This is a genomic window from Streptomyces sp. NPDC002306, assembly GCF_053593435.1.
In genome coordinates this window covers 38,892-59,661 of sequence record NZ_JBSFCK010000033.1, presented here as the reverse complement: position 1 = coordinate 59,661, position 20,770 = coordinate 38,892, and the positions used below count along the sequence as shown (strand labels likewise).

Below are 20,770 nucleotides of genomic sequence, written 5' to 3'. Positions count from 1 at the left end.
GTCGTACAGGTCGCTGAAGACCCGGCGGGCGATCTTGTCGTCCGCCGGCCGCTCGCCTTCCCAAACAGCCAGGTCGTAGCTCATGCGCGGAGGCTCTCACACCGCCCTGACAGCCAAAAGAAACGACGTCTTAGCTTAGGGGTTACTTTAACGAGGCGAGTGATCGGTCGGCCGGATATTTCCTCGCCGCCGACGACGAGCGCAGGATGTCGGGGCGCGGAGGTCGTGCAGGAGGTCTGGAGGCAGTGGCCTTTCCCTGAGGACCGGCTGCACCGTCTCGCTTCGCCCCCGGCGGTCCTTCGACTGCGCCGGTGGGCGCGCGCTCGTGTCGGCGCGAGGACTCGCTCGTGCCGTCGAGAGGACGCGACGCTCCGCGTCTTGTCTCACCGGGCGCCGTGCGAGCCTGAGCCTCGTGCTTGCCGGGAATTGCCCGGTCTGACCAGGACCAGCTCTCCGGCGCTCGTTGCGCCAGACGGCATTGCACTCACTTGAGGACCTCGAGCAGCCGGTCGCCCAGGATTGCCGCGGAGTGAGGGTTCTGCCCGGTGATGAGGTTGCGGTCCTCGACCATGTACGGCTCCCAGATCGGGCCCCGGCTGAAGTCGACGCCCACCTTGTCCTTCAGTTCGTCCTCCAGAAGCCACGTTGCCTTGGCGGCCAGTCCGACACCTTCCTCCTCCTCGTTGGTGAAGCCCGTCACCCGATAGCCCTTGAACGGCGACTCGCCGTGGATCCTGGTGGCCAAGAGGGAGGCGGGAGCGTGGCACACGATCGCCAGTGGCTTGCCCGAGGCGAGCTGGGCCGTCAACAGCCGGCCGACGTCGGCGTCGTAAGCGAGATCCGCCATTGGGCCGTGACCGCCGGGCAGATAAACCGCGTCGTAGTCCTCGAGGCGGACGTCGGAGAGCTTGAGCGGCCGGCGCATCACCTCGGCGGAGCGGATGATCTCCTCCAGCTCCAGGGCTCCGTCCTCACCGCCGGCCATGGACGGGCGGAGGCTCATCATGTCCACCGTCGGAATCACGCCTCCGGGCGTGGCGATCACGACCTCATGACCTGCTTCGGTGATGGCTTTGTACGGCATCGCGAATTCCTCGGCCCAGTAGCCGGTCGCGTGCCGCGTACCATCCTTCAGCACCCAGTACGTCGCACCACTGACGATGAATAGCACTTTCGCCACAGTGATCCACCTCTTCACGCTTATGGTGGGGTTTGAGCGCATCCCAGCGTAGGTGTGAATCAGGCGCGGCGCATGCCGTCAGTACCGCCGGATATTCATGCGCGGCGCGGAACCGGGGAGGGGGAGTCGCTGAGGTTCTGAGCAACGGCTTGATGATGTCGGAGCGCGCACAGGCCCGCGACCTGATCCGGGACTGCAGGTTGCTTTCGTGCGAGGCAGCTTCCGGTCATGGATCGATGACCGGGGGAAGCGTGGGGCCGATCCAGGCAGGCCGCGGAGGCGGCGGGCTGTTTGACCGCGATCGGGTAGACCGCCAGTTGGGGATGTTCTCAAAGTGCACGTCGTAGCGGTCCTGCTCGGGAAGGAGTGAGGCGAACTCCGCCTCGCCGCGGCTGATGGCGGCCAGCTGTTCGAAGTACCCGAACCGTTCGATGCCGGGGCTCAGTGCGACGGGCAGTCGGCCGAGAGGTCCGCAACGGGGCTGACGACACCGAGGCGTGGATGCAGACCGCCTACGCCGACCAAACCCTGGTGACCCGCGTCGGCCCCACCCATGCGGACCACGCCCATCTGGGAGAAGCCATCGGTTCGGGTCGGACATCGTCGTCATCAACGCAGCCGAGCCTGGTGGTGACCATGTACCGGCACGCGGCCCTCGGCGACGACAGCCGCACGCTAGTGACGACCGGCACCGGCTATGGCACCGCCCTGCTGTGCCGACGGCTGGGCGAGAAGCTGGTGACGAGCGTGGACGTCGATCCGTACCTTGTCGAATCCGCCACTGACCGACTCGACGCCCTCGGCCTGCATCCGGACACGGCAGTCGTGGACCTCACCGGGCCGCTGCCGGGGCAGTACGACCGGATCGTCGCCACCGTGTCCGTACGGCGCATCCCCGCCTCGTGGCTGAATGCGCTCAGGTCCGGGGGCCGTCTGGTCACCACCATCTCCAACACCGGGCTCATCCTCGTCGCCGACAAAACAGGGTCGGTCAATGACATGTCTCCGATGCGGTCACGGTCCGTACTCCAACGGACGACGTCCGGGAGTACGTACGTGGGGAGCTGGGGGGTGCACAAAACGGTGTTGGTCAAGGCCGGTGTCCACACACGGAGACCGGGGCGGCATGCCCTCACGGGTGGCCGGCATCGCGTCACCATCGACGAGGCACGTCACGTTGTCCGTCCTTCGATCTACGCAAGTCCAGTACCCGGAGTACTGGTTGACTGACAAGCCATCGCTCCGGTGACGGTTTCCGACGTGACGTCAGGAGGGCACGCCCGACGGTCGGTCAGCCGGGCGACGTCGCGGCGCGGACGGCAGCCGTCATGTCCAACAGCCGCCGCCACGGGGCGCGGAGCTGTGGGTGGGTCCGGTCCAGACAAGGACGTTCGGCGTGGCATCCCATGATCGTGCGAGGAGGTGTTGATGTCACAAGTGGCCGAGTCGGCCGGTCATGTGGGCATCGGCGCTTCGAGCCCGTGACGTCCGTCGTCCCGCTCGGCCGCTGGATGGCCGACGTGATGACTGTTTGTTCAGCCTGGCTTTCTGTAAGGATCATGATCTTGCACAAGAAGAAGAGGCGTCTGCGTATCCCGGACGCGATCGCGGCGAGCGTGCTGGCCGTCGGCGGCCTGGCCGCCCTGCCGTTCAACGCGCTGGCCGACACCGCGGACGACGTGGTCGACTCCTCCCGGCAGCAGGACTTCGCCGCTGCCGCCGAGCGGTATCACATTCCCGTCAACGTCCTGCTCGGCGTGGCCTACCAGGAGTCCCGGTGGGACGCGCACGGCGCGCTGCCCAGCGCGGACGGTGGTTTCGGGCCCATGCACCTGACGGACGTCACCCCTGCCATGATGGCCGGAGGCGGCGCGGGTGCCGCCGGGCGCAGCGACCTCGCCTCCCTCGTAGCGAATCCGGCCCTGCACACCCTGCAGGCGGCCGCGAAGCTGACCGGGTCGTCCGTGGACACCCTGCGGACGGATCCCGCCGCGAACATCCGCGGTGGCGCGGCACTGCTCGCCTTCTACCAGGAGGAGTTGACCGGTGGCACGCCGGCCGACGCCGCCGAGTGGTACGGCGCCGTGGCCCGGTACAGCCAGTCGACACAGGAGCAGGGGGCAGTCCGCTTCGCGGACCGCGTCTTCGCCACGATCCGCACCGGCGCGGCCGACGTGACGCGCGACGGCCAGCGGGTCCGGCTGGCCGCCAGTCCTTCCGTGCGGCCCGTGCAGGCGCAGGTGGAGCTGTTGCGCCTCAAGGCGTCCGCCGCCGCTGACACCGAGTGCCCGCCGACGGTGGACTGCACATTCGTCGCCGGCTCCCCGGCGGGCGGCCAGGTGTCGAACCGGCCCGCCAACGGCATCAGGATCGACTCCATTGTCATCCACGACCTGGAGTCCACCTACGACGCCGGGGTCAATAGTCTCTCCGACCCGAAGAAGACGGTTTCGACACACTATGTGATGCGGTCCTCGGACGGCGCGGTGACCCAGATGGTGCCGACGAAGGACATCGCCTTCCACGCGGGCAACTACTCCACGAACCTGCACTCGATCGGCATCGAGCACGAGGGCTACGCGGCACAGGGCGCGACCTGGTACACCGAGGCGCAGTACGAGGCCACGGCCGACCTGGTGAAGTACTTGGCGGGACGGTTCGGCATACCCCTGGACCGACAGCACATCGTGGGCCATGACAACGTTGCCGGGCCCAACTCCTCGCTGGTGTCCGGCATGCACTGGGACCCGGGCAACGCCTGGGACCTGGGACCATTTCATGCGCCTGCTCGGCCGTCCGCTCAGCGGGCTGCGCGGCGTCCCCGACGTGGGTTCGGTCGTGACCGTCGACCCTTCCTTCGCCGACAACGTGCAGACCGTCGAGGTCTGCCCCGCCGACGACCCGACCGGCGCCACCCCCGCCTGCACGGACAAGCAGCAGGCATCGAACTTCGTCTTCCTGCGCACCGCTCCGGACGAGACCGCCCCGCTCTTCGGCGACCAGGCCATCCACGGCACCGGCGCGGGCACCGACCGGATCAGCGACTGGGGCAGTACCGCGCAGGCCGGGCAGCAGTTCGTGGTCGCCGAGGTGCAGGGTGACTGGACCGCCATCTGGTACAGCGGGTCGAAGGTGTGGTTCCACAACCCTGACGGGAAGAACGCCAGGACCGCCTACGGGGTGAAGATCATCAAGTCCGCGGGCAGCTCCGCGGCGGCCGTCTACGGGTCGAGCTACCCGGACAAGTCGGAGTACCCGGCCGGCCTGGGCGCGTCCACGCAGGCCCCGCTGAGCATGTACACCGTTCCGGCGGGCCAGGCCTACGTCGCCACCCGGCCGCCCGCCGCCACCGACGACTACTTCACCTCCGGAGCGGTCGTCATCGGCAGCAAGAAGATGTACACGGTCCAGTACAACCACCGTGTGGCGTTGGTCTACGCGAACGACGTCACCGCGACCACCGCGACCCATCACTGGGAGGACGGCGCGAACTGACGCGCACCTGCCGCGTGAGAGGGACCCGGCCGGGCGACGCCCCGGCCGGGTCCCTCCCCTGTACGCGGCGCGAACCGCACGAGGCGGGCGACCCGACCGGCTTGATACCCGGTCTGTGTACGAGCCAGGGCAAGGCGAGGCAAGGCTGGACGACGGAGGGCGGGGCGAAGGCAGGTGAGTGACGCAGATCATGGGCATCGCGGAGCATGGATCCTCCGCGTCGGACGAGGTCTTCTTGGCGGCATGAACGAAACCCGTGAAGTTCCCTTTCCCACTCCTTCCCACTGGATCGACGGCAGGGCTGTCCAAGGCTCCGGCGCGTTGTTCGATGTCGTGAACCCGGCCGACGAATCGGTGATCGCCTCGGTGCACGAGGGCACCGACGAGGACGTGGACAAGGCCGTGGAGGCCGCGCTCGCCGCCTTCCCCGCATGGTCGGCGACACCGGCGCAGGAACGCATCGCCGTCATGCGGCGTCTGTCCGAGGGCCTGCAGAAGCACGCGGAGAAGATCGCGGCCACGATCACCTTGGAGATGGGCGCCCCGATCACCTTCTCCCGGCAGGCGCAGGCGGGATTCCCGGTGGCGTCGATCCTGGCCGCGATCACCGCGGCCGAGCAGTTCGAGTGGACCGAGGTGATCGAGAACTCGCTCGTCATCCGCGAGCCGATCGGCGTCGTGGGGGCCATCACTCCGTGGAACTTCCCGCTTCAGCAACTGGTGACCAAGGTCGTCCCGGCGATGCTGGCCGGCAACACCGTTGTTCTCAAACCCTCGGAGATCTCTCCCCTCAGCGCCCGGATGTTCGCTGAGATCGCCACAGCGGCGGGTCTGCCCAACGGGGTGTTCAACGTCGTGCAGGGCACCGGCCCGGTCGTCGGCGAGGCGATCTCCCGGCACCCGAAGATCGACATGATCTCCTTCACCGGGTCCACCCGCGCAGGCCGGAGCGTCTCGGTCGCGGCCTCCGGCACGGTCAAGCGGGTCGCACTCGAACTGGGCGGCAAGGCCGCCCACATCGTCCTGCCCGAGGCGGACCTCGACTTCGCCGTCAACCGCGGACTGGCCTACGCGTGGGCCAACGGCGGTCAGGCCTGCGGCGCATACGTCCGTATGCTCGTGCCCGCGGATCTTCAGGAGACCGTGGTCGAGAAGCTCCGGGCCGCCGCTCAGGGGTACACCGTGGGTGACCCCGCCGACGAGGCCACACGTATCGGGCCGGTCGCCTCAGAGACCCAGCGCCGACGCGTCGATGCCTACATCCAACGCGGCATTGCCGACGGCGCCGTCCTCGTGGTCGGCGGCCCCGGTCGGCCGGAGGGCTTCGCGGCCGGCGCCTACGTCAAGCCCACGATCTTCTCCGACGTCGATCCCCGCTCGGTCATCGCCCAGGAAGAGATCTTCGGCCCCGTCCTCGTCGTCATCCCGTACACCGACGACGATCACGCCGTCGAGATCGCCAACGGCACCGTATACGGCCTGAGCGGCGCCATCACCGGTGACGAGGAGCACGCCATGGCGATCGCGCGGCGTCTGCGCGTCGGCCAGATCGACGTCAACGGTGGAAAGCACAACTTCCAGGCCCCGTTCGGCGGCTACAAGCAGTCCGGAAACGGCCGGGAGATGGGCCGTGCCGGTCTTGAGGAGTTCCTCGAGACCAAGGCGATCACCCGCTGACACAGCGCGACGACGGCGTCCGCGGACGATCACGCCCTGCGCACTGCCGTCGTCGACGATGACCTCGGCGGCGTACGCCTCTCCAGGGCTGTGACGTTCCTCCGACAGCACAGCCACGGGGGAATTTCGCAGCCCGGCCGCATCGCTGAAACGGCTGTCACCCCCTCAGCGACGGTGTTGCCGATGCGCGGACTTCGTACAGGCGCCTACGTCGCGGACGGCCGGATCGACACGCCTCACCGGGAACGACCCCGAGAGTTGGACAGCCATGGGAGACCGAGCCGCACTGGCAGCCTTTCTTCGATCACGCCGTGAAGCGCTTCAGCCGGAGGACGTGGGCCTGCCTCGTGGACGCCGCAGGCGCACCGGTGGGCTGCGCCGCGAAGAAGTCGCGGCGCTATGCGACATGTCGGTCGACTACTACGGCCGGCTCGAGCAGCCGCGAGGCCCCCGACCCTCGGAGCAGATGCTCGCCGCGATCGCCCGCGGCCTGCACCTGTCGCTGGAGGAGCGGGACCATCTGTTTCAGCTCGCCGGACAGGCCCTGCCCCACCGAGTGCGGCGCGGCGACCACGTCAATCCGGGGATGATGCGCATCCTGGACCGGCTGGAGGACACCCCCGCCCAGGTGATGAACCACCTGGGCGAGACCTTGAAGCAGACGCGCTCCGCAGTGGCACTGCTGGGCGAGCAGACGGCCTACACCGGGCTGGCACGCAGCGCCCACTACCGCTGGTTCACCACCCCCGCCCAGCGCCTGGTCCACCCCGAGAGCGAGCACGCGGAACAGAGCCGTCTGATGGCAGCAGACCTTCACGCCGCCTACACCCGCGACGGCGGCGACTCGCGTGCCGCGGAACTCGTCGACGCACTACGCGGGGAGAGTCCGGAGTTCGCCGGCCTGTGGAGTGAGCGCCCAGTACTGGGTCCCTACTGCGCGACCAAGCGCTTCCTGCATCCGGAGGTGGGAGCGCTGGAGCTGCACTGCCAGACGCTCGTCGACCCCGACCAATCCCAACGGCTCCTGGTCTACACCGCAGTACCGGGCACGGAGAGCCACACCAACCTGCAACTCCTGACGATCCTGTCCACCACCAACCAGACACCGGGTCCCGGCGGGCCGTGAGGCACTCCCCGGCCGGACACCTGTCCTCCTCGACTGCGGCCGTGGCGGTGTTCGTCTTCGTCCGCGCCCGCAAGCGCATCGTCTGAACGAGCCGGGCTCCGATGCTCGAGCGTCCTGTTGGGACAACGCCCTAACAGGATGCTTCTGGCAGTGGATTAGTCTCGATCATTCGTGATGGGTCCCCGACGGAGTCGGGGACCCATCACGCTGTCGGTGGGCGAGGGTGAGCAGGCTGAGTTCCCGGGTGTCCTCTCGGGTGGGCGGGTTCCACTGCTCCGGGATGCTGCTCTTGCTCGTTGGGACGCTTGCGGCTGCTGCTGGATGTGCTCGCCGAGTTCCGGCGATACCGCTGAGGATCCGATACCGGTGGCCATTGAGACGGGCCGCGGACGGCTGGTCGCCGCTCTGCGTACTGGAGAGCGGCCCATCTTGACCATCAACCCCCTCACAACCGCCCGCTACCGGGACCGGCACGGCGTCTCCCGCAAGAAGTCCGACCCCGGCGACGCACACTTGTACCCGCGAACCTCCTGCGTACCCGACATGCCCATGCACCGCCCGATGCCCGACGACGGCAGCCTCGCCCGAGCGATCGCGGTACTTGCCAGTGCCCAACAGTACGCGGTCAGTTCACGAGGGTCTGGTGGCGCCGGATCGCAGTGTCGCCACGCCCGTCACCACCCAGCTCGGCGGGCATGCGCAGATCGAGGTTCAGAACGCCGTCGGACGAGCGTGCCCTTCCAGAGGCCCGCCCGTGCTCTGCCGTCGACGGTCACCGTGGTCGTGTAGATGGGCGAGAACGACTCCCCGTCGAAGTCCTTCTCGGTGGACAGGTTGGGCAACCGACGATGGCGGCGCCAAGGGCCACATCGCTGCTGAGGGCGCATCCTTCATGCACGCTCGGTCTGGCGATGACTACGACGACGATGGCCCCGGGTCCAGCCTGTGGGACAAGGCGCAAGGCGCCGGCGACGAGGTCGGCGTCGGGCGCTACCCGCTGCTCTACGTGCCCGACGCGTGGGACGTGTGGTCAATGCTGGAACTCACCGTCCCGGGCGTCGAGCACCGCCGCGAAAGGACCGACAACGGCCGCACCTGCTGGATGCTGCACCAGGACGGTTCCTGGGCACGCGCCACCGCTTCAGGCCGTCTGGACCGGCCGGCCGTCCACCAGGGCGGGCCCCGCCGCCTCTGGGATGAACTGGAAGCCATCCGGGACCGGCTGAACACCGTGGGTTCCCTGCCTGTGTACGGCGCCGAGGCCACCATCACCCGCGGAGCCTGGACAGCCGTCCTGTAGCCGACTGCCCCCGCCCCAGACTGCGCCCCCGAACTCTCCCTGGCGCGGGGGCGCAGCCGTCGAGGTGTAGCAAGCGGCGGATGTTGACGTTCGGGCAGTGAAGGGGGTCGGCCTTTATGCCAACCCCGCAGTGATCCAGAGGAACGGTGCGACGACCGCTACCGTTTGGAGGTGGCCGCCGCCACCGAAAACTTTAAGACGCGCTCGAGCTGAGCAACGGGTTCGGCGGATTGCACCACCGCTGGACGGCCCTTTCACGTACTCCGAGGTGCCACCAGAGTGGACGCGGAAGGGTCCTGAGTGCTTCTACGAAGCTCTGAGAGAGAACTCCCGGCACGGAGCGTGTGTTGTCGGCGGCCGTAACGAGATGACGACGTGCGGCCGCGACCAGGGCCGAGTCATGGTTTCGGTCCACGGCTGCGGCCCGCTGCCCGTCAGGGGTACCCACTCTCGCTGGCAGACCACCCCTCTCTTCAGGGACCTCCAGTACTGCGTCGCCCATTGGCACATGACGCGAGAGAGTGGCAACGACGGCTGTTGCACGACCACGGCCTGCAGGCCACTGATCCTGGTGTCCAGGGCGCAGCGGGAGGCGGCCGTGAGTGATGCCGATCTCGAAGTTTCGCTCTGACCGCGAGTGCGTGATGACCGATAGTGCGGGCGAAAGGGGGTGTGCCAGAGTGAGAACCATGACCGATTCCGAGTCTTATGACGAGCTGACCCCACTCCTTCAGGGGTCCACTTCGGCGTCATGTTCCGTGAGAGCAGCCTCAGGCCGGAGTCTGGCAGCCGTTGCGGAGGTTCCCGAGGCAGCCGAGGTCCTACACCGGCTGTTGCTGGATGGTCGCGACACTTTCGTCACTCAAGAGACCGCGGAGGCTCTGCTCGAACGCTGGGATGTTCTTGGGCTGCGCATGGTGCTGGCCGCACTCGCCAGCGCGGATGACGACACTGGCGATCACCTGGATGCTGCGATCCTTAATGTCTGCTGTCAGTCAGAGGAGGACGGGGAGCGGCTCGCGGCACTGTGCTCGGCATTGACATCGGATGTGGATAGCGACGTGAGCGGGGAGGCTCGCAGGATTCTCGAACCACTGCGGTGACCTGACCGCTACCCACCCTGGATGACGATGCGGGTCCGGAGAAAGCTGAACGATGCCCGGCTGCACATCGCTCTCTTGGGTGTTTTCACGCGGTTGGCAGGCCCTTCGACGACGCCTGAGCTCCAGTCCAGGGTGAGTCCGGCGGTGACGGCTGCGAGGCTTCCGCGGAGGATGCCGGCGAATTCGCTGATGGACTTGGGTCCGTCCTCCTCGGCCTGGGGGATCCATTCAGTCAGCAGGAAGCCGCGCCGCTGGCGGAGGAGTTCGGCGAAGGCCCGGGGCGAGGTCACAAGCCCGGGCGATGTCCGGGCAGGCGAGCCGCACGTCCAGGAGACGGCGTTCGAGGTCGGGTGTCAGGGTGTCCTGTGGTCGCACGATCCAGCCGGTGATCTTGCGGGGGGTGGGGATGTCGGCGCGGACTTGTTCGGCGTTGCCAGCGCGGAGGGCCGCGAGGTGCCTGCGGACGACCCGGGCGGCTCCCTTGGTAGCCGCGTTCGCGGATCTCGAGGCACAGTCGGCTGGCGCTGACCTGGCCAAGGCTCTCGGTGAAGCGGCTGTCCAAGTGCTGTGGCGGCGTCGAAGTCCTGTCGGAGGAAGCTGGCGAAGGAGCGGATCGACGGCTGGCCACATCGCTCGGCCTGGCGGATCCACTCGCCGAGCAGGTGGCTGCGGCGGTGTCGAACCAGGTCTGTGAATGTGCGAGCGAGGTTGTAAGTCTGAGCGATTTCCGCGCAGGCGAGACGGGCTTGCTCCAGCCCGGCGGCGTGACGAGGCGACAGCGTGGCGCGCGGGCGCAAGCAGGCCCGGACCGCGCGTCGCGGTCCGGGCCTGCCCCGTGCGGTGCCGCGCTGCGGCATTGTTGCGTCAGCTCTGCCCGGTGTCGTCGCCCGTCTGCGCGGCGCCCTCAGGTGCGCCTGCCTTCTCGCGCATCTTGCGCACCAGCTCCGCCTTCTGGTCGGCTGCGGCCTGGCGGTCGCGGTTGCGGTGCGGGCCGTTGTTCTGCCGTTCGGCGCGGGACAGCTTCTTGCGCTGGCCGCCGCCCATGCCCACGGGGTTGTTGATGTTCTTGCTCACGGTCACGGGTTCTCCCGGTAATGATTTGAAGTGATCTGCGGATTCATCGGTGGGTGACGGGCGGCGACGTCGAAGGACGTCAGCAGGGGCCCATCACGCTCTCACTCGTAAATCGGCGTCTGGAAGAACATGACAAAGACATTACCTGCTTCCGTCGGCCTCGCATACCAACCTTTTCGCTGTCCTGGCGTCGGCGGGGCCTTTGGCGAGACCAGGGCGCTGTGAGAGCCTCGGTTCCCAGTTCCGTTGCCTCAACGCTCGGCGGCTTGCGACCGCAGAGCGTTCCGGGCCCTGGCCCGGGGGCCCCAGGGGGCGCTTGCGACGGTCGCCGGGGACGTGAGCCCCAGGGCGTCGTTGTCCTTGCCGTCCCGCATGTGGTCCAGCCAGCGTTCGTACCAGGAGAGGAAGTCCTGGGCGGAGGAGACGTTCGGGGGCCAGAAGCCGTTCGCGTTACCGGTGAGCATGCGGCCCGCGAGGGGGCCAGTCACGCCGATGAGGCAGAGGTCGGTGCAGCCCATCTCGATGATGTGGAGAAACCGGTCTCCTTGCAGCGCGTCCGGGTGGTTCACGTGATGGAATCCCCGCGGGGAGCCGTCCGGCGGCTGCCGGTCCATGGTGAACAGCCTGCACTTCTGGAGCGGAAGCAAGCCGTAGAAGGGGCCGGCTCCGCTGCCCCCGAGTTCGACGAGGAACTTTCGGTAGGCCGACGGCAATTCGATGTCGTGTTCGCCCTCGAAGACGTCCGCCTGCGCGGAACTGATGCGTGGGCCAACGCGAAACACGTGACGCTCGGCGCCCATCGAGTGGCTGCGCTGCACCTGGTACGGGACCTTCGCCAGCTTGGAGCGAATGCGCGATATGCGGGAGTCCATCGGAGGATCTCTTCTCTCGTCCGCCGCCACTCTACCGGCCCGCCCGAATGACACAGCTCCAGATGTCTGGAGAACCGTCCCACTTCGGCACCGCTGCCCAGGCCGGCTTCAGAGTCAGCCTGGGAGTGGGGGAGGTGAGCATCGGTTCCGGAAGCGTCCACATCACGCCTCATGCATTCCACCCGGCGGGCCTTTCGTCCGGATGCCACGCCGGCCACCGCCGGATAGCGTGCCGCTTCGGGCGGTGGGCAGGTGCAGCAGCTGTCTCCGGTGGTGCAGGCCCTGCCGTCGATCGCGGCGTTGGTGGAGTTGCAGGGTGCCCTGCCCTACTACGGCACCGACCCGCACCACCTGGGAGAGGTCCTGCGGGTGCGCACGGTCTCGCGGCTTGGTGTCGATGTCCGCGTCGGCGTCGGGCCGTCAGTGACTGTCGCGGCCACCGCTTCCGCGTAGATCCCGGAGCCTGGCGGCGTCACATCATCTCCGACCGGGCCGTCGACTGCCTGGCCGGGCTGCGGGTCGACGCGCTGCATGGCATCGGGCCCCGCCAGGCCGCGGTGCTGAGGGAGTACGGCATCCATTCGGTCGGGCTGCTCGCCGCTGTCCCGGCCGCGACCGTGCAGCGGCCCCTTGGGCGGGAAGGCCGGGTGCTTGGCCGCCGACCGTGCCCGCGGCATTGACCCGCAGCCGGTCGTGGCTCGTGCTGTGCCTGCTTCCGCGACCGTCCGCTGCGCCTTCGACCGCCACGCTCTGGACGGCGCCGCCGTCCGTTCCGCTCTGCTCGGCCTGGTGGTGCTGCTCGGGATGCGGCTGCGCCGGCGCGGGCAAGCCGCCCGCGGCTGGAGCCTGGCGCTCATCTTTGTCGGCGGCAGTAGTTGGGAGCGGACGCGCCGGTTGAAGGAGCCGTCGGCGCACGACGACGACCTGCGCATGCTTGCCTACCAGTTGATGGACGGGGCCGGACTGCAGCGCGGACGGTTGACCGGCCTGGTCCTCAAGGGCGAGGACTAGGCCGACGGCGGCCATGTCGCGCAGCAGATCAGCTTCGACAACGTGCGCGAGGTGTGCCTGGTCGCGGAAGCGGCCGGCGACCGGATCCGGGACGAGTTCGGCCCCGGTGTCATCGGGCCGCCGCCGTCCAGCGGCGTGCCTCATGAGCCCGCCCGCCTGCCGGGCGCCGTGAAAGGGGCGTGGCGCATGCTGCTTCAACCACCCGGATCGATCACCACTTGGCCGTCGAGCTGCCGCACTGACCGTACGTGAGCGGCAGTCGACGACGTCGTGACCGCCCGAGGCATCCCACCGGGCAGTGTGCGAGCTGTCCGTACGGGGCGTGAGCGGATGTACATCGTCCTGGCGCGGGATGTCAGCCATACTGCGGTCCCGGCGATATGCGCCTGCACTGGAGCGGGGACACCGGCTGGGCCGCCGCCCTGAACTGAAGCTCCCGCACCCCCAGGCCGATCCGCCCGCTCACGCCGTGCGCCGCGTCTTCGCCACGCCCGAGGACGTCGGAAAGGTGGCCGCTGACCTGGTGCGGAACTGGCGCCGCCCGGTGGGGAGTTCGCAGCGGAATGGGAGACAGCGGGCGAGGCGCGCACCGCGCTCGACGCCTTTCACCGGCACACGGTCGGCAATATCCTGTCCGTCGGCCGGGCGGACCACAGGGGTGGCACGGTGGTGCCGCCGTAAACCTGCGGCCAACGGTGAGCGGTAGCCGACAAAGGAGCCGCGGTTCATACACATCTCGCCTCTCGCCGTCGTTCAGCACGTCGGCTTCGCCAGGAGTGACCTGGCCCTGGACGCTGACAGCGTTTGTGCGCCATGACGACGGACTCTGCGCTGAGCATGCGTTTCCGTGAACGGCGCTGAGCGGCCTGGTCCTTGCGCCGTTTTGGGCCATCAGGGTGGCCGTGATGTGGCTTCCAGTGCCGCGACAGCACGCTGCGCGTTCCCGAAGAGACGGAGTGGCACGGCGAATGCGGCCGCTGCTGAGGACACGCGTTGCATCACGGCGAGGTGGCATGACCAGTTGGTACGGAGACGGCAGGGCGCTGTGCGCTGAATTCGTCGAGTTGATCACCCTCATGCGGACACATCCTGCGGATGCGGCAGGCGTCGCGAGCCTCGGAAAGCTGCGGCCACCTGGGGTGTTGCCGCTGGCTCAGTCGGATCCGCCCGCCTCACGGTCCGCATGCAGTGTCGTTGCAGGCCCCATTTGACCTGGCAAGTTCCTGATCCTGGCTGCCAGGTTCCTCCTGAAACGCCCCGACCACCTCGCTGCCTGCTGGGTGCTGCAGGCGTTGATGGTGAGCCAGTGCGGCCGCTTGCCCTCGTGGGCGACGGTCACTTTACCGGGCTGAGCTTGTTTCACGTCCGAGCCGGCCGGGGCCCGCGCAAGGCTCGTGCCCGCGAAGTCGTTGCGGTTCGGGCCGTCTGCCGCCGCCTTCACGGTGGCCGGCTGGCTGTCGGGTGGTTCTGGACGCGGGACCTACGGGTCTTGGCTACCGCCGAGTTTGGTTGATCAGGCGCTGGTGGGCGGACCCGCCCAGTGTTGGTTGTAGCGGCGTGCCGCCCGGTCGTTGAGTGCACTGCCCGCCCGGCGCAGGGCCCGAGCCCAGGCGCCCCCGGCGGAGGCGTCTAGGGCGTGCCCCTGCTTCATCGGCGCCCCCTTCTCGGTCTGCTCGGGCGCCGCAGGCAGGACACGGGCCGCCAGCCCGCTCGCCCGCGTCACCAGGCGGGGCGCGACCGCGTGCGCGAGCGAGCCGACGCGGGCCGCCGGGGTCATCACCAGCCGGGTCCGCCTGCGTTCCACGGCGCGCACGATCTTCTCCGCCGCGCGCTCGGCGTCCATCGACAGTAGCGGCATTCCCGCCAGGGCCGAGAACCAGGCGAACTCCGCCTCCGGCCGGCCGCCGAACGCCGCCTGCAGGTGTGAGCCGGTCCGCATCAGCCCGGGATGGACCGTGGTGACGCTGACCGCACTGCCTGCGGTTTCCTCCTGCAGGCCCTCGCCGAGCGCGCGCACTGCCGCTTTGGCACAGGAGTACGGCACCAGGTGAGGCACCGCGAGCAGCCCGCCGACCGAGCCCACCAGGCCCAGACGACCGCCCGCCGGACTGCTCCGCAGGTAGGGCAGTGCTGCGAGCGCGGTGTGGAGGGTGCCGTCGAAGATGGTCTCCATGGCGTCGTTGAACGCCTTCGTCCCCGCCGACTCGGCGGGCGTCACCTGGATCACTCCCGCATTGGCGATCACGAGGTCGAGGCCGCCCTCCTCCTCTGCTGTCTGCCTGATCGCGGCGGTCACTGCGTTTTCGTCCCGTACGTCGCAAACGATCGGGCGCGCGGTGCTGCTGGTGTGGTCCCGTACCCAGGTCACGGCCCGATTGAGTTCGTCGGCATCCCGGGCCAGCACGGTCACCCGGTAGCCCCGCTCAGCCAGCCGGGCCGCGATCAGCAGCCCCAGACCACGGGAGCCGCCCGTCACCAAGGCCGAGAGCCCGTCGGTCACGGATCGGAATCGGCACGTCGCCGGCATGTCGTCACCTCGCTACTCGACTGGCCACTCGGTCAGGAACTTCATTCGGGAAGGCCTGGTGCGGTCTAGCCACGGGTTTTGGTCCGCAAGCCATCGCGCCCCGCGCCACCACGCCGAGTACCCCGACCGGGTGGCGAGACCGGCTGCGGCGGCGCGCCTGCGGATCGTTGTGAGCATGCGGGTCACCCGGCACCGGATTCGGTGCAGCCGGTCCGACGGCATGCGAAATCCTCAGGTCCCGCGCTATCCTCCGCTGCGTTTTCCGGGCGGCTCTTGAGGGTCCACGCCAGTGGTGGCGGAAGCGTCCTTCGTCCCGCTGGGCCGATGGGACCGGCCTAGGGGGCCGGTGTCGTGCATGCCCTTCTCCGTTGAGCTCTTACTCTGATCTTCACCGCGCCTGCTGCTGCTCTTGGTGGGCTTTCCGTGCGGGTTTCCCGCCTCTTCCTTGGAGACCGTCCGTCCGGAGCCTTTGGGCGGCGCGTACTTGTCTGCGTGGAAGGAACGGTGGGCGCTGGGGTTTTCCTGCTGGTCAGTCGTATCTACATCCGGCGACCAGCCGTGCTGCTCGGTGCCTTCGTGACGGCTCTGAGCCTTGCCCTGCGTAGTGCGGGACGTATTCGGCTTCTTGGTCATGGTCTTGCCTGCTGTCTCTCGGGATGGCACACGCGCGAGTGTTTGACCTGGGCGAAATGGTCCTCTCCAGTGGTGCGGCAGATGCCGGTCCGGAGCGAAGGCGTGCGGTTCGGCCCCGGAGGTGCGGAGCGATCCATCGGCTGCAGGGGGATCACCAATAGTGGCGTCGGCCGGCAACGGCGTGTCCCGTTGCGCCGACGATCCATAGGACGGCGCCGATAACCACAAGGACGATCCCGATTGTCCACAGGATGGATATCCCGGTGAGGAAGCCGACGATGAGCAGAACAACGCCGAGGATGATCATGGCCTCTCCTTCGGGGAGCAGGGCCTTCCGCAGTGAACTGCGATGAAGGGCGGGAGGGTATGGGCACGGGTGCGGCCGGTCGTCTCCCTATTCGGTGCGGTGTGGTTTGTGGCGGGCTACGCGCAGGCGGGCCTCAAAGGGCATGTCGGAGCCAGTGCAATGCTGGACGGTGCGCAGTGGCCCCTTGCAGAGGGCATCGAGGGCCGCGTCGGGTGCCCCGTGGGGGGTGAGAGTGAGCCTGACGCGGGTCCGGGGGCGGGCAGGTCGTCCGGTGATACGTACGGCTGCCTGTTTGACCCCCGGCAAAGCGCCGGCTTCGGCGGCGATCGCGTTGCTGAGCACGTCGTCGCGCAGTTCGATGCTGCCATTGCGTGAGGTTGTGCCGCCGACGGGCAGCGCTCCGGGGTGGCATTGGCGCAGTTGGGCGAGCAGCCACCACAGGGCGAGCAGGAGGACGAGGGTGAGCGCTGCGATGACAGCCGGCCACCACCAGTCCTGGTTGCTCCAGCGGACCCGCTCGGCGGAGCTGAGCAGGACGTCGTTCTTGTTCGTCAGGGGCCAGCCGAGAGGTGGGACCAGATTGTATTGCCGGTAGACGTCGAGCCCGGCGAAGAGGATGAGCATGCCACCGCCGAGGAGGACGAGTCCAGCGAGAGCCAGCAGGATGCGGTTGGCTACGGGTCGCGGCGTCATGGAGGAGGCTCCGGTCCTGAGGTTTTCGGTCAGTTGCGTCGCCGTAGAGCGACGGCGATGCGGGGTGGGCTCGCGAGGGCGAGGCGTTGGCTCTCATCGTCGAGGGCGGCGGTGAGGTCCTCCCTCACCTGTCGGGGGTCGCCGAAGCGGACGTCTGCGCGGGCGCTGACGTGGTGGCGGTGCACCGTGATGTGCGCCCTGCTGACCCCGGGTACCCGCATAGCGGCATCGCGCAGCAGGCTGGCTGCGCCGTTGCGGTCCAGGAAGGCGCGCAGCCGGGGCACGGGTGAGCGCAGGGGCAGCCAGCGGCGCAGGCCGGGGGTGAGGGCCAAGACGATCAGCCAGACGCCGGCGAGGGCTGCCACGGCTGCTCCGGTGAGCATCCAGATGTCATTCATTGGGCGGGTGGCCAGTTCGGCAGTCAGGTTCCGTCGCCAGGCTGCCGTATTGCGGCCCGCCCGTACGGCGACCACGTCGAACAGCGCCACGGCCGCCCCCAGAAGAATCAGCGTGGCGACCAGCGCCGAGGGGAGGCGGCGTGCGGACCACGGGCGGCGGGCCCGATACCCCTTGCCATGGTTGCCGGCCCTCGACTCCGTTGAAGGAGGCGGGTCCTCCTCGGACGGCGGCATAGTGACGTGACGCGCGAGTCTGCGGGTGGGAAGGTCCAGGTCGGGTCTCATGAGGGTCCCTCTTCCTGCGCGGCGCGCTTGGCTGCCCGGGCCGCGCGCGGGCTCACTGGACCCGTCCTCGGTTCGCGCCGAAGGCGGTTACGAGCCGCCGGACGGTGACGGTGACCTCCCCTACGTCGAAGCCGGTCAGCTGAGCCACCCGTTCGGCGACGTCATCCTGGATTCCCTCGCAGACGCGGGGGATGTCGATGGGGTACGGCAGGTCCATCTCCAGGTGCAGACGGGCCGATCCGGTGGCGACGGCGGCGGAGGCGCAAGGTGCTTTCGGTCCGCTCCGGTCGGACGGCATGGCGGCGCGCCGTGACTGGGCCGTGTGCGCGGCGTGGGCCGCGATACGGGCGACTGCCCTGTCCCGGATGACGGTGGCGCCCCGCTCGGCCGGGGGCGACAGGCCGGGCTGTCCGCCCAGGGGTGGGGAACCGGGCCGGGTGTTCACCGCTGCCTCCGCGCATGCAGGTCGAGGTCGCCCTGTATGACAAGGCCGGCGATCAACCCCACCGCGCCCAGGACTAGGACCAGCAGAAATGCCCAGAAGCCGCCGAAGTAGGCGGCGAAGCCCAGAGCCATCCCGGCCGCGAGGCCCGTGGTTGCTCTGTTCATCGTGTACTCACCCCTCTCACGAGCGTCGTCCGTGTCGCCGAGGGACGCGGCGGATCACCTCACGCGGCCCTGGTCCGGTTCGGGCTGCTCCTCCTCGTCGTCGTCGGGGAGGTGGACGTCGTCGACGGTGATGTTCACCTCGACGACCTCCAGGCCCGTCATTCGCTCCACCGCGCTGATCACGTTGGCGCGTACGTCGCCGGCGGCGTCGACGATGGAGACGCCGTACTCGACGACGACGTCCAGGTCCACGGCCGCCTGGCGTTCGCCGACTTCGACCTTCACTCCTTGGGTGACGTTTTCGCCCGCGCCGGGAACGCGCTCCCGCATGGCGCCGAAGGCGCGGGCCATCCCCGCTCCCAGGCTGTGGATGCCCGATATCTCGCGGGCGGCCGTGCCCGCGATCTTGGCCACCACGCCGTCCGCGATGGTGGTCTTCCCCCGTGTCTCGGCCGGAGCCGTGGCCCCGGTACGGCTCCTGAGCGCGCTCACGCCCGTGCCGGGCCCGTTGCCCGCGCCGACGCTGGTGATGTTGTCCGTCATGGCTGTCGCCTCGATCGGTTGGAGAGGCACCTGCGTGGTGCCCGTCGAACGTTGGACACCAGCGGCAGCAGACTCCTCACACACATTAGGTGTGACGTGCATCACATATTCGAGTCTGGGTACGCGCACATTCCGAGCCCTGCGCGGGAACACCATGATCGAAGGAACTGCTTCAGCGTGGCCAGGATGCGACCTGCCGGACGGGCTGCTGGCCGTACGGGCGGCCGAAGGAGACGAAGACTCCTTTGCCGTTCTCGTCCAGCGGCACAGCCGGCCCCTCCTGGCCCTGGCCCGTTGCATGCTCGGCAACCCCCAGGACGCCGAAGAAGCCGTTCAGGACGCCTTCGTCAGCGCCTGGCGGCGCTTGCCCGAGTACCGCCAGGACGCCGAGTTCCGGACCTGGATGTACCGGATCACCGTCAACCGCTGCCTGACCATGCGCCGACGCCGACCGCCCGCCCTCCCCCTGAACACCGCCGGCGAACCCGCGGCGGGCGACGCATCGTGCCAGCCCGCCCGAGCCGCCGAGCAGGACGCGGCCACCGCCGCACTGTCCCGCGCGCTCGCCGGACTGGACGCGGGACAGCGAATCTGCTGGATCCTGCGCGAACTGCAGGGCCTGCCGTACAAGGAGATCGCCCACGTGACACGGACCAGCGAGCAGACAGTGCGCGGCAGACTGTTCAGGGCGCGCCGATCCCTGCAGGAGGCGATGGGCCCATGGCGCTGAACAACCCGCACACACGGCCGTGCACGCCGCCCGGAGCGGACAGGCTCGGTGCCGGCCCGGCCGCCGGGGCGCGGCCGTTCGCTGACGATGAGGTGCTGCCCTGTGGTCGCTTGCTCAGCCGGGTCTGGGAGCAGGCGGACGAGGCCCGGGCCGTGGAGCCGCACACGGCGTCCTGCCCTCACTGCCGCGAAGCCGCAGAGGGACTCGCCGCCGTGAACGCAGCCGCCCAGGCGCTGCGTGCCGAGGATCCTCCCGGCCTGCGCGCCCTCACCGACCGTGTCATGGACGCCGTCAGGGCAGAGGCCCGCCTCGGGCGGCTGCTGCCCCTGGCCGACCCGGACCGTGACCTGCGGATCGCCGAAACCGCCGCCGCGCAGGTACTGCGGGAGGCGGCAGACACAGTTCCCGGCGCGAGGGCCGCAGCCTGCAAGCTCGTACCCGAAGGCCAGGGCGCGGGCGTGCGGGTGACCATGACCCTTGCTGTCACCCTCGACCACCCCCTGCCCGACCGGGCCGACCAGGTGCGCCGAACGGTCCTCCACTCGGCCAGACAGGAATTGGGGCTCACGGTCACGGCCGTCGACCTCACCGTGGTCGACGTGCTGGAGTCGGTTCCGCAACACCTCCTCCCCGGCCTCCCAACCGGTGGTGGCACGTGATGACGACTGTCCGCACGACCACTTTGCTCAGCGTCGCGGCCGAGGCGGCCCTCGCCGTGCCCGGCGTGGCGGGCCTGCAGCCGCGCCTCGCCCACCGTCTCGCGGCAGTGGTCACACCCACCGGAGCGGGCGCCGCTTCACACCGCACGCCGCCCGAGGCAGGCATCCGCGCCGACCGAGCGCCCGACGGTTCGGGATGGGACATCGAGGTGCGCTGCGTCATGGCCGAAGGCTTGCGGACGCTGGACACCGCCAAGAACGTACACGACCGGGTGAGGGCCGCCGTCATCGCTCACCTCGCCGCCCTCGATGCCGCGCAGCAAGTGACCGTCGTGGTCACGGTGACTCGTATCGCGGGCCGGTGCGGCCGCCCTGCCGAATAGCCGTGGCGGCTCCTCGCTCCGGCGCTACCGGCAGCGGTGTGGGGTGGCCCGGGCGGTCGCGCTCGGCAACGCCTCCGTGATGGGCGCGCCGTGCGCCCTGGTCCAGCACGTCAGGAAAACGATGATCCGGACCAGGGAGCAATGCGCTGCAGGACCAAGCGATCA

22 protein-coding genes and 2 pseudogenes are annotated in these 20,770 nt (G+C 68.9%); 12 read left to right on the top strand and 12 right to left on the bottom strand.

Annotated features, from left to right (window positions below):
• Positions 1 to 484 precede the first annotated feature (484 nt).
• The gene (locus ACWCQK_RS34595; protein ID WP_451161937.1) at positions 485 to 1,180 is read right to left on the bottom strand and encodes a type 1 glutamine amidotransferase domain-containing protein; all 696 of its coding nucleotides are present in this window, start codon (positions 1,178 to 1,180) and stop codon (positions 485 to 487) included.
• 501 nt (positions 1,181 to 1,681) lie between these two features.
• On the opposite strand from ACWCQK_RS34595, the gene ACWCQK_RS34590 reads away from it, so the two are divergent.
• From ACWCQK_RS34590 to ACWCQK_RS34560, 7 genes and pseudogenes are all read left to right on the top strand, one after another.
• A complete protein-coding gene (locus ACWCQK_RS34590) occupies positions 1,682 to 2,410 on the top strand; it encodes a protein-L-isoaspartate O-methyltransferase family protein (RefSeq protein ID WP_451161932.1) in 729 nt (242 codons plus the stop codon).
• Between the two features lie 335 nt (positions 2,411 to 2,745).
• Positions 2,746 to 4,675: pseudogene (locus ACWCQK_RS34585) on the top strand (N-acetylmuramoyl-L-alanine amidase).
• Between the two features lie 243 nt (positions 4,676 to 4,918).
• Positions 4,919 to 6,352 carry an aldehyde dehydrogenase family protein gene (locus ACWCQK_RS34580; RefSeq protein WP_451161930.1) on the top strand — a complete coding sequence of 478 codons (1,434 nt, stop codon included), beginning with the start codon at positions 4,919 to 4,921 and terminating at the stop codon, positions 6,350 to 6,352.
• A gap of 268 nt (positions 6,353 to 6,620) precedes the next feature.
• Positions 6,621 to 7,478 (top strand): helix-turn-helix transcriptional regulator, encoded by an 858-nt coding sequence (locus tag ACWCQK_RS34575; RefSeq protein ID WP_451161928.1) that lies wholly within the window; start codon positions 6,621 to 6,623, stop codon positions 7,476 to 7,478.
• A 314-nt stretch (positions 7,479 to 7,792) separates the two neighbouring features.
• Positions 7,793 to 8,114: pseudogene (locus tag ACWCQK_RS34570) on the top strand (IS110 family transposase); the annotation flags it as partial.
• A 256-nt stretch (positions 8,115 to 8,370) separates the two neighbouring features.
• Positions 8,371 to 8,778, top strand: a complete 408-nt coding sequence (locus ACWCQK_RS34565) for a hypothetical protein (RefSeq protein ID WP_451161926.1) — start codon at positions 8,371 to 8,373, stop codon at positions 8,776 to 8,778.
• 689 nt (positions 8,779 to 9,467) lie between these two features.
• A complete protein-coding gene (locus ACWCQK_RS34560; RefSeq protein WP_451161924.1) occupies positions 9,468 to 9,881 on the top strand; it encodes a HEAT repeat domain-containing protein in 414 nt (137 codons plus the stop codon).
• A gap of 8 nt (positions 9,882 to 9,889) precedes the next feature.
• Here the strand turns inward: ACWCQK_RS34560 and ACWCQK_RS34555 are convergent, their stop codons facing one another.
• From ACWCQK_RS34555 to ACWCQK_RS34545, 3 genes are all read right to left on the bottom strand, one after another.
• Positions 9,890 to 10,171: a hypothetical protein gene (locus tag ACWCQK_RS34555; protein ID WP_451161922.1), complete on the bottom strand. Its 282-nt coding sequence runs from the start codon at positions 10,169 to 10,171 to the stop codon at positions 9,890 to 9,892.
• A 574-nt stretch (positions 10,172 to 10,745) separates the two neighbouring features.
• Positions 10,746 to 10,961 carry a DUF6243 family protein gene (locus ACWCQK_RS34550; RefSeq protein ID WP_451161920.1) on the bottom strand — a complete coding sequence of 72 codons (216 nt, stop codon included), beginning with the start codon at positions 10,959 to 10,961 and terminating at the stop codon, positions 10,746 to 10,748.
• Between the two features lie 245 nt (positions 10,962 to 11,206).
• The gene (locus ACWCQK_RS34545; RefSeq protein ID WP_451161918.1) at positions 11,207 to 11,827 is read right to left on the bottom strand and encodes an SMI1/KNR4 family protein; all 621 of its coding nucleotides are present in this window, start codon (positions 11,825 to 11,827) and stop codon (positions 11,207 to 11,209) included.
• A gap of 252 nt (positions 11,828 to 12,079) precedes the next feature.
• Here ACWCQK_RS34545 and ACWCQK_RS34540 point away from each other — a divergent pair, with 252 nt between their 5' ends.
• Together ACWCQK_RS34540 and ACWCQK_RS34535 are read left to right on the top strand one after the other, a co-directional pair.
• Positions 12,080 to 12,280, top strand: a complete 201-nt coding sequence (locus tag ACWCQK_RS34540) for a hypothetical protein (protein WP_451161916.1) — start codon at positions 12,080 to 12,082, stop codon at positions 12,278 to 12,280.
• A 252-nt stretch (positions 12,281 to 12,532) separates the two neighbouring features.
• A complete protein-coding gene (locus ACWCQK_RS34535; protein WP_451161914.1) occupies positions 12,533 to 12,838 on the top strand; it encodes a DinB/UmuC family translesion DNA polymerase in 306 nt (101 codons plus the stop codon).
• Positions 12,839 to 14,351: 1,513 nt separating this feature from the next.
• Here ACWCQK_RS34535 and ACWCQK_RS34530 read toward each other — a convergent pair.
• The 8 genes from ACWCQK_RS34530 to ACWCQK_RS34495 all read right to left on the bottom strand — a co-directional run bounded on the left by ACWCQK_RS34530 (position 14,352) and on the right by ACWCQK_RS34495 (position 18,833).
• Positions 14,352 to 15,338 carry an SDR family NAD(P)-dependent oxidoreductase gene (locus ACWCQK_RS34530; RefSeq protein WP_451161912.1) on the bottom strand — a complete coding sequence of 329 codons (987 nt, stop codon included), beginning with the start codon at positions 15,336 to 15,338 and terminating at the stop codon, positions 14,352 to 14,354.
• 270 nt (positions 15,339 to 15,608) lie between these two features.
• Positions 15,609 to 15,998 carry a hypothetical protein gene (locus ACWCQK_RS34525; RefSeq protein WP_451161910.1) on the bottom strand — a complete coding sequence of 130 codons (390 nt, stop codon included), beginning with the start codon at positions 15,996 to 15,998 and terminating at the stop codon, positions 15,609 to 15,611.
• A gap of 151 nt (positions 15,999 to 16,149) precedes the next feature.
• A complete protein-coding gene (locus ACWCQK_RS34520; RefSeq protein WP_451161908.1) occupies positions 16,150 to 16,305 on the bottom strand; it encodes a DUF6131 family protein in 156 nt (51 codons plus the stop codon).
• An 87-nt stretch (positions 16,306 to 16,392) separates the two neighbouring features.
• The gene (locus ACWCQK_RS34515) at positions 16,393 to 16,998 is read right to left on the bottom strand and encodes an alkaline shock response membrane anchor protein AmaP (RefSeq protein WP_451161906.1); all 606 of its coding nucleotides are present in this window, start codon (positions 16,996 to 16,998) and stop codon (positions 16,393 to 16,395) included.
• A gap of 29 nt (positions 16,999 to 17,027) precedes the next feature.
• The gene (locus ACWCQK_RS34510; RefSeq protein ID WP_451161904.1) at positions 17,028 to 17,681 is read right to left on the bottom strand and encodes a DUF6286 domain-containing protein; all 654 of its coding nucleotides are present in this window, start codon (positions 17,679 to 17,681) and stop codon (positions 17,028 to 17,030) included.
• 52 nt (positions 17,682 to 17,733) lie between these two features.
• A complete protein-coding gene (locus tag ACWCQK_RS34505) occupies positions 17,734 to 18,126 on the bottom strand; it encodes an Asp23/Gls24 family envelope stress response protein (RefSeq protein ID WP_451161902.1) in 393 nt (130 codons plus the stop codon).
• Positions 18,123 to 18,290, bottom strand: coding sequence for a hypothetical protein (locus ACWCQK_RS34500; protein ID WP_451161900.1), 168 nt, complete (start codon positions 18,288 to 18,290; stop codon positions 18,123 to 18,125). The genes ACWCQK_RS34505 and ACWCQK_RS34500 overlap by 4 nt, the downstream gene beginning before the upstream one ends.
• A gap of 54 nt (positions 18,291 to 18,344) precedes the next feature.
• Positions 18,345 to 18,833, bottom strand: a complete 489-nt coding sequence (locus ACWCQK_RS34495) for an Asp23/Gls24 family envelope stress response protein (RefSeq protein ID WP_451161898.1) — start codon at positions 18,831 to 18,833, stop codon at positions 18,345 to 18,347.
• A 154-nt stretch (positions 18,834 to 18,987) separates the two neighbouring features.
• On the opposite strand from ACWCQK_RS34495, the gene ACWCQK_RS34490 reads away from it, so the two are divergent.
• From ACWCQK_RS34490 to ACWCQK_RS34480, 3 genes are all read left to right on the top strand, one after another.
• Positions 18,988 to 19,563, top strand: coding sequence for an RNA polymerase sigma factor (locus tag ACWCQK_RS34490; RefSeq protein WP_451161896.1), 576 nt, complete (start codon positions 18,988 to 18,990; stop codon positions 19,561 to 19,563).
• Positions 19,564 to 19,775: 212 nt separating this feature from the next.
• Entirely contained in the window at positions 19,776 to 20,222 is a 447-nt protein-coding gene (locus ACWCQK_RS34485) for a hypothetical protein (RefSeq protein WP_451161894.1), read from the top strand.
• Positions 20,222 to 20,605, top strand: coding sequence for a hypothetical protein (locus tag ACWCQK_RS34480; RefSeq protein WP_451161892.1), 384 nt, complete (start codon positions 20,222 to 20,224; stop codon positions 20,603 to 20,605). Before ACWCQK_RS34485 ends, ACWCQK_RS34480 begins: the two co-directional genes overlap by 1 nt.
• The last annotated feature ends 165 nt before the right edge of the window (positions 20,606 to 20,770 follow it).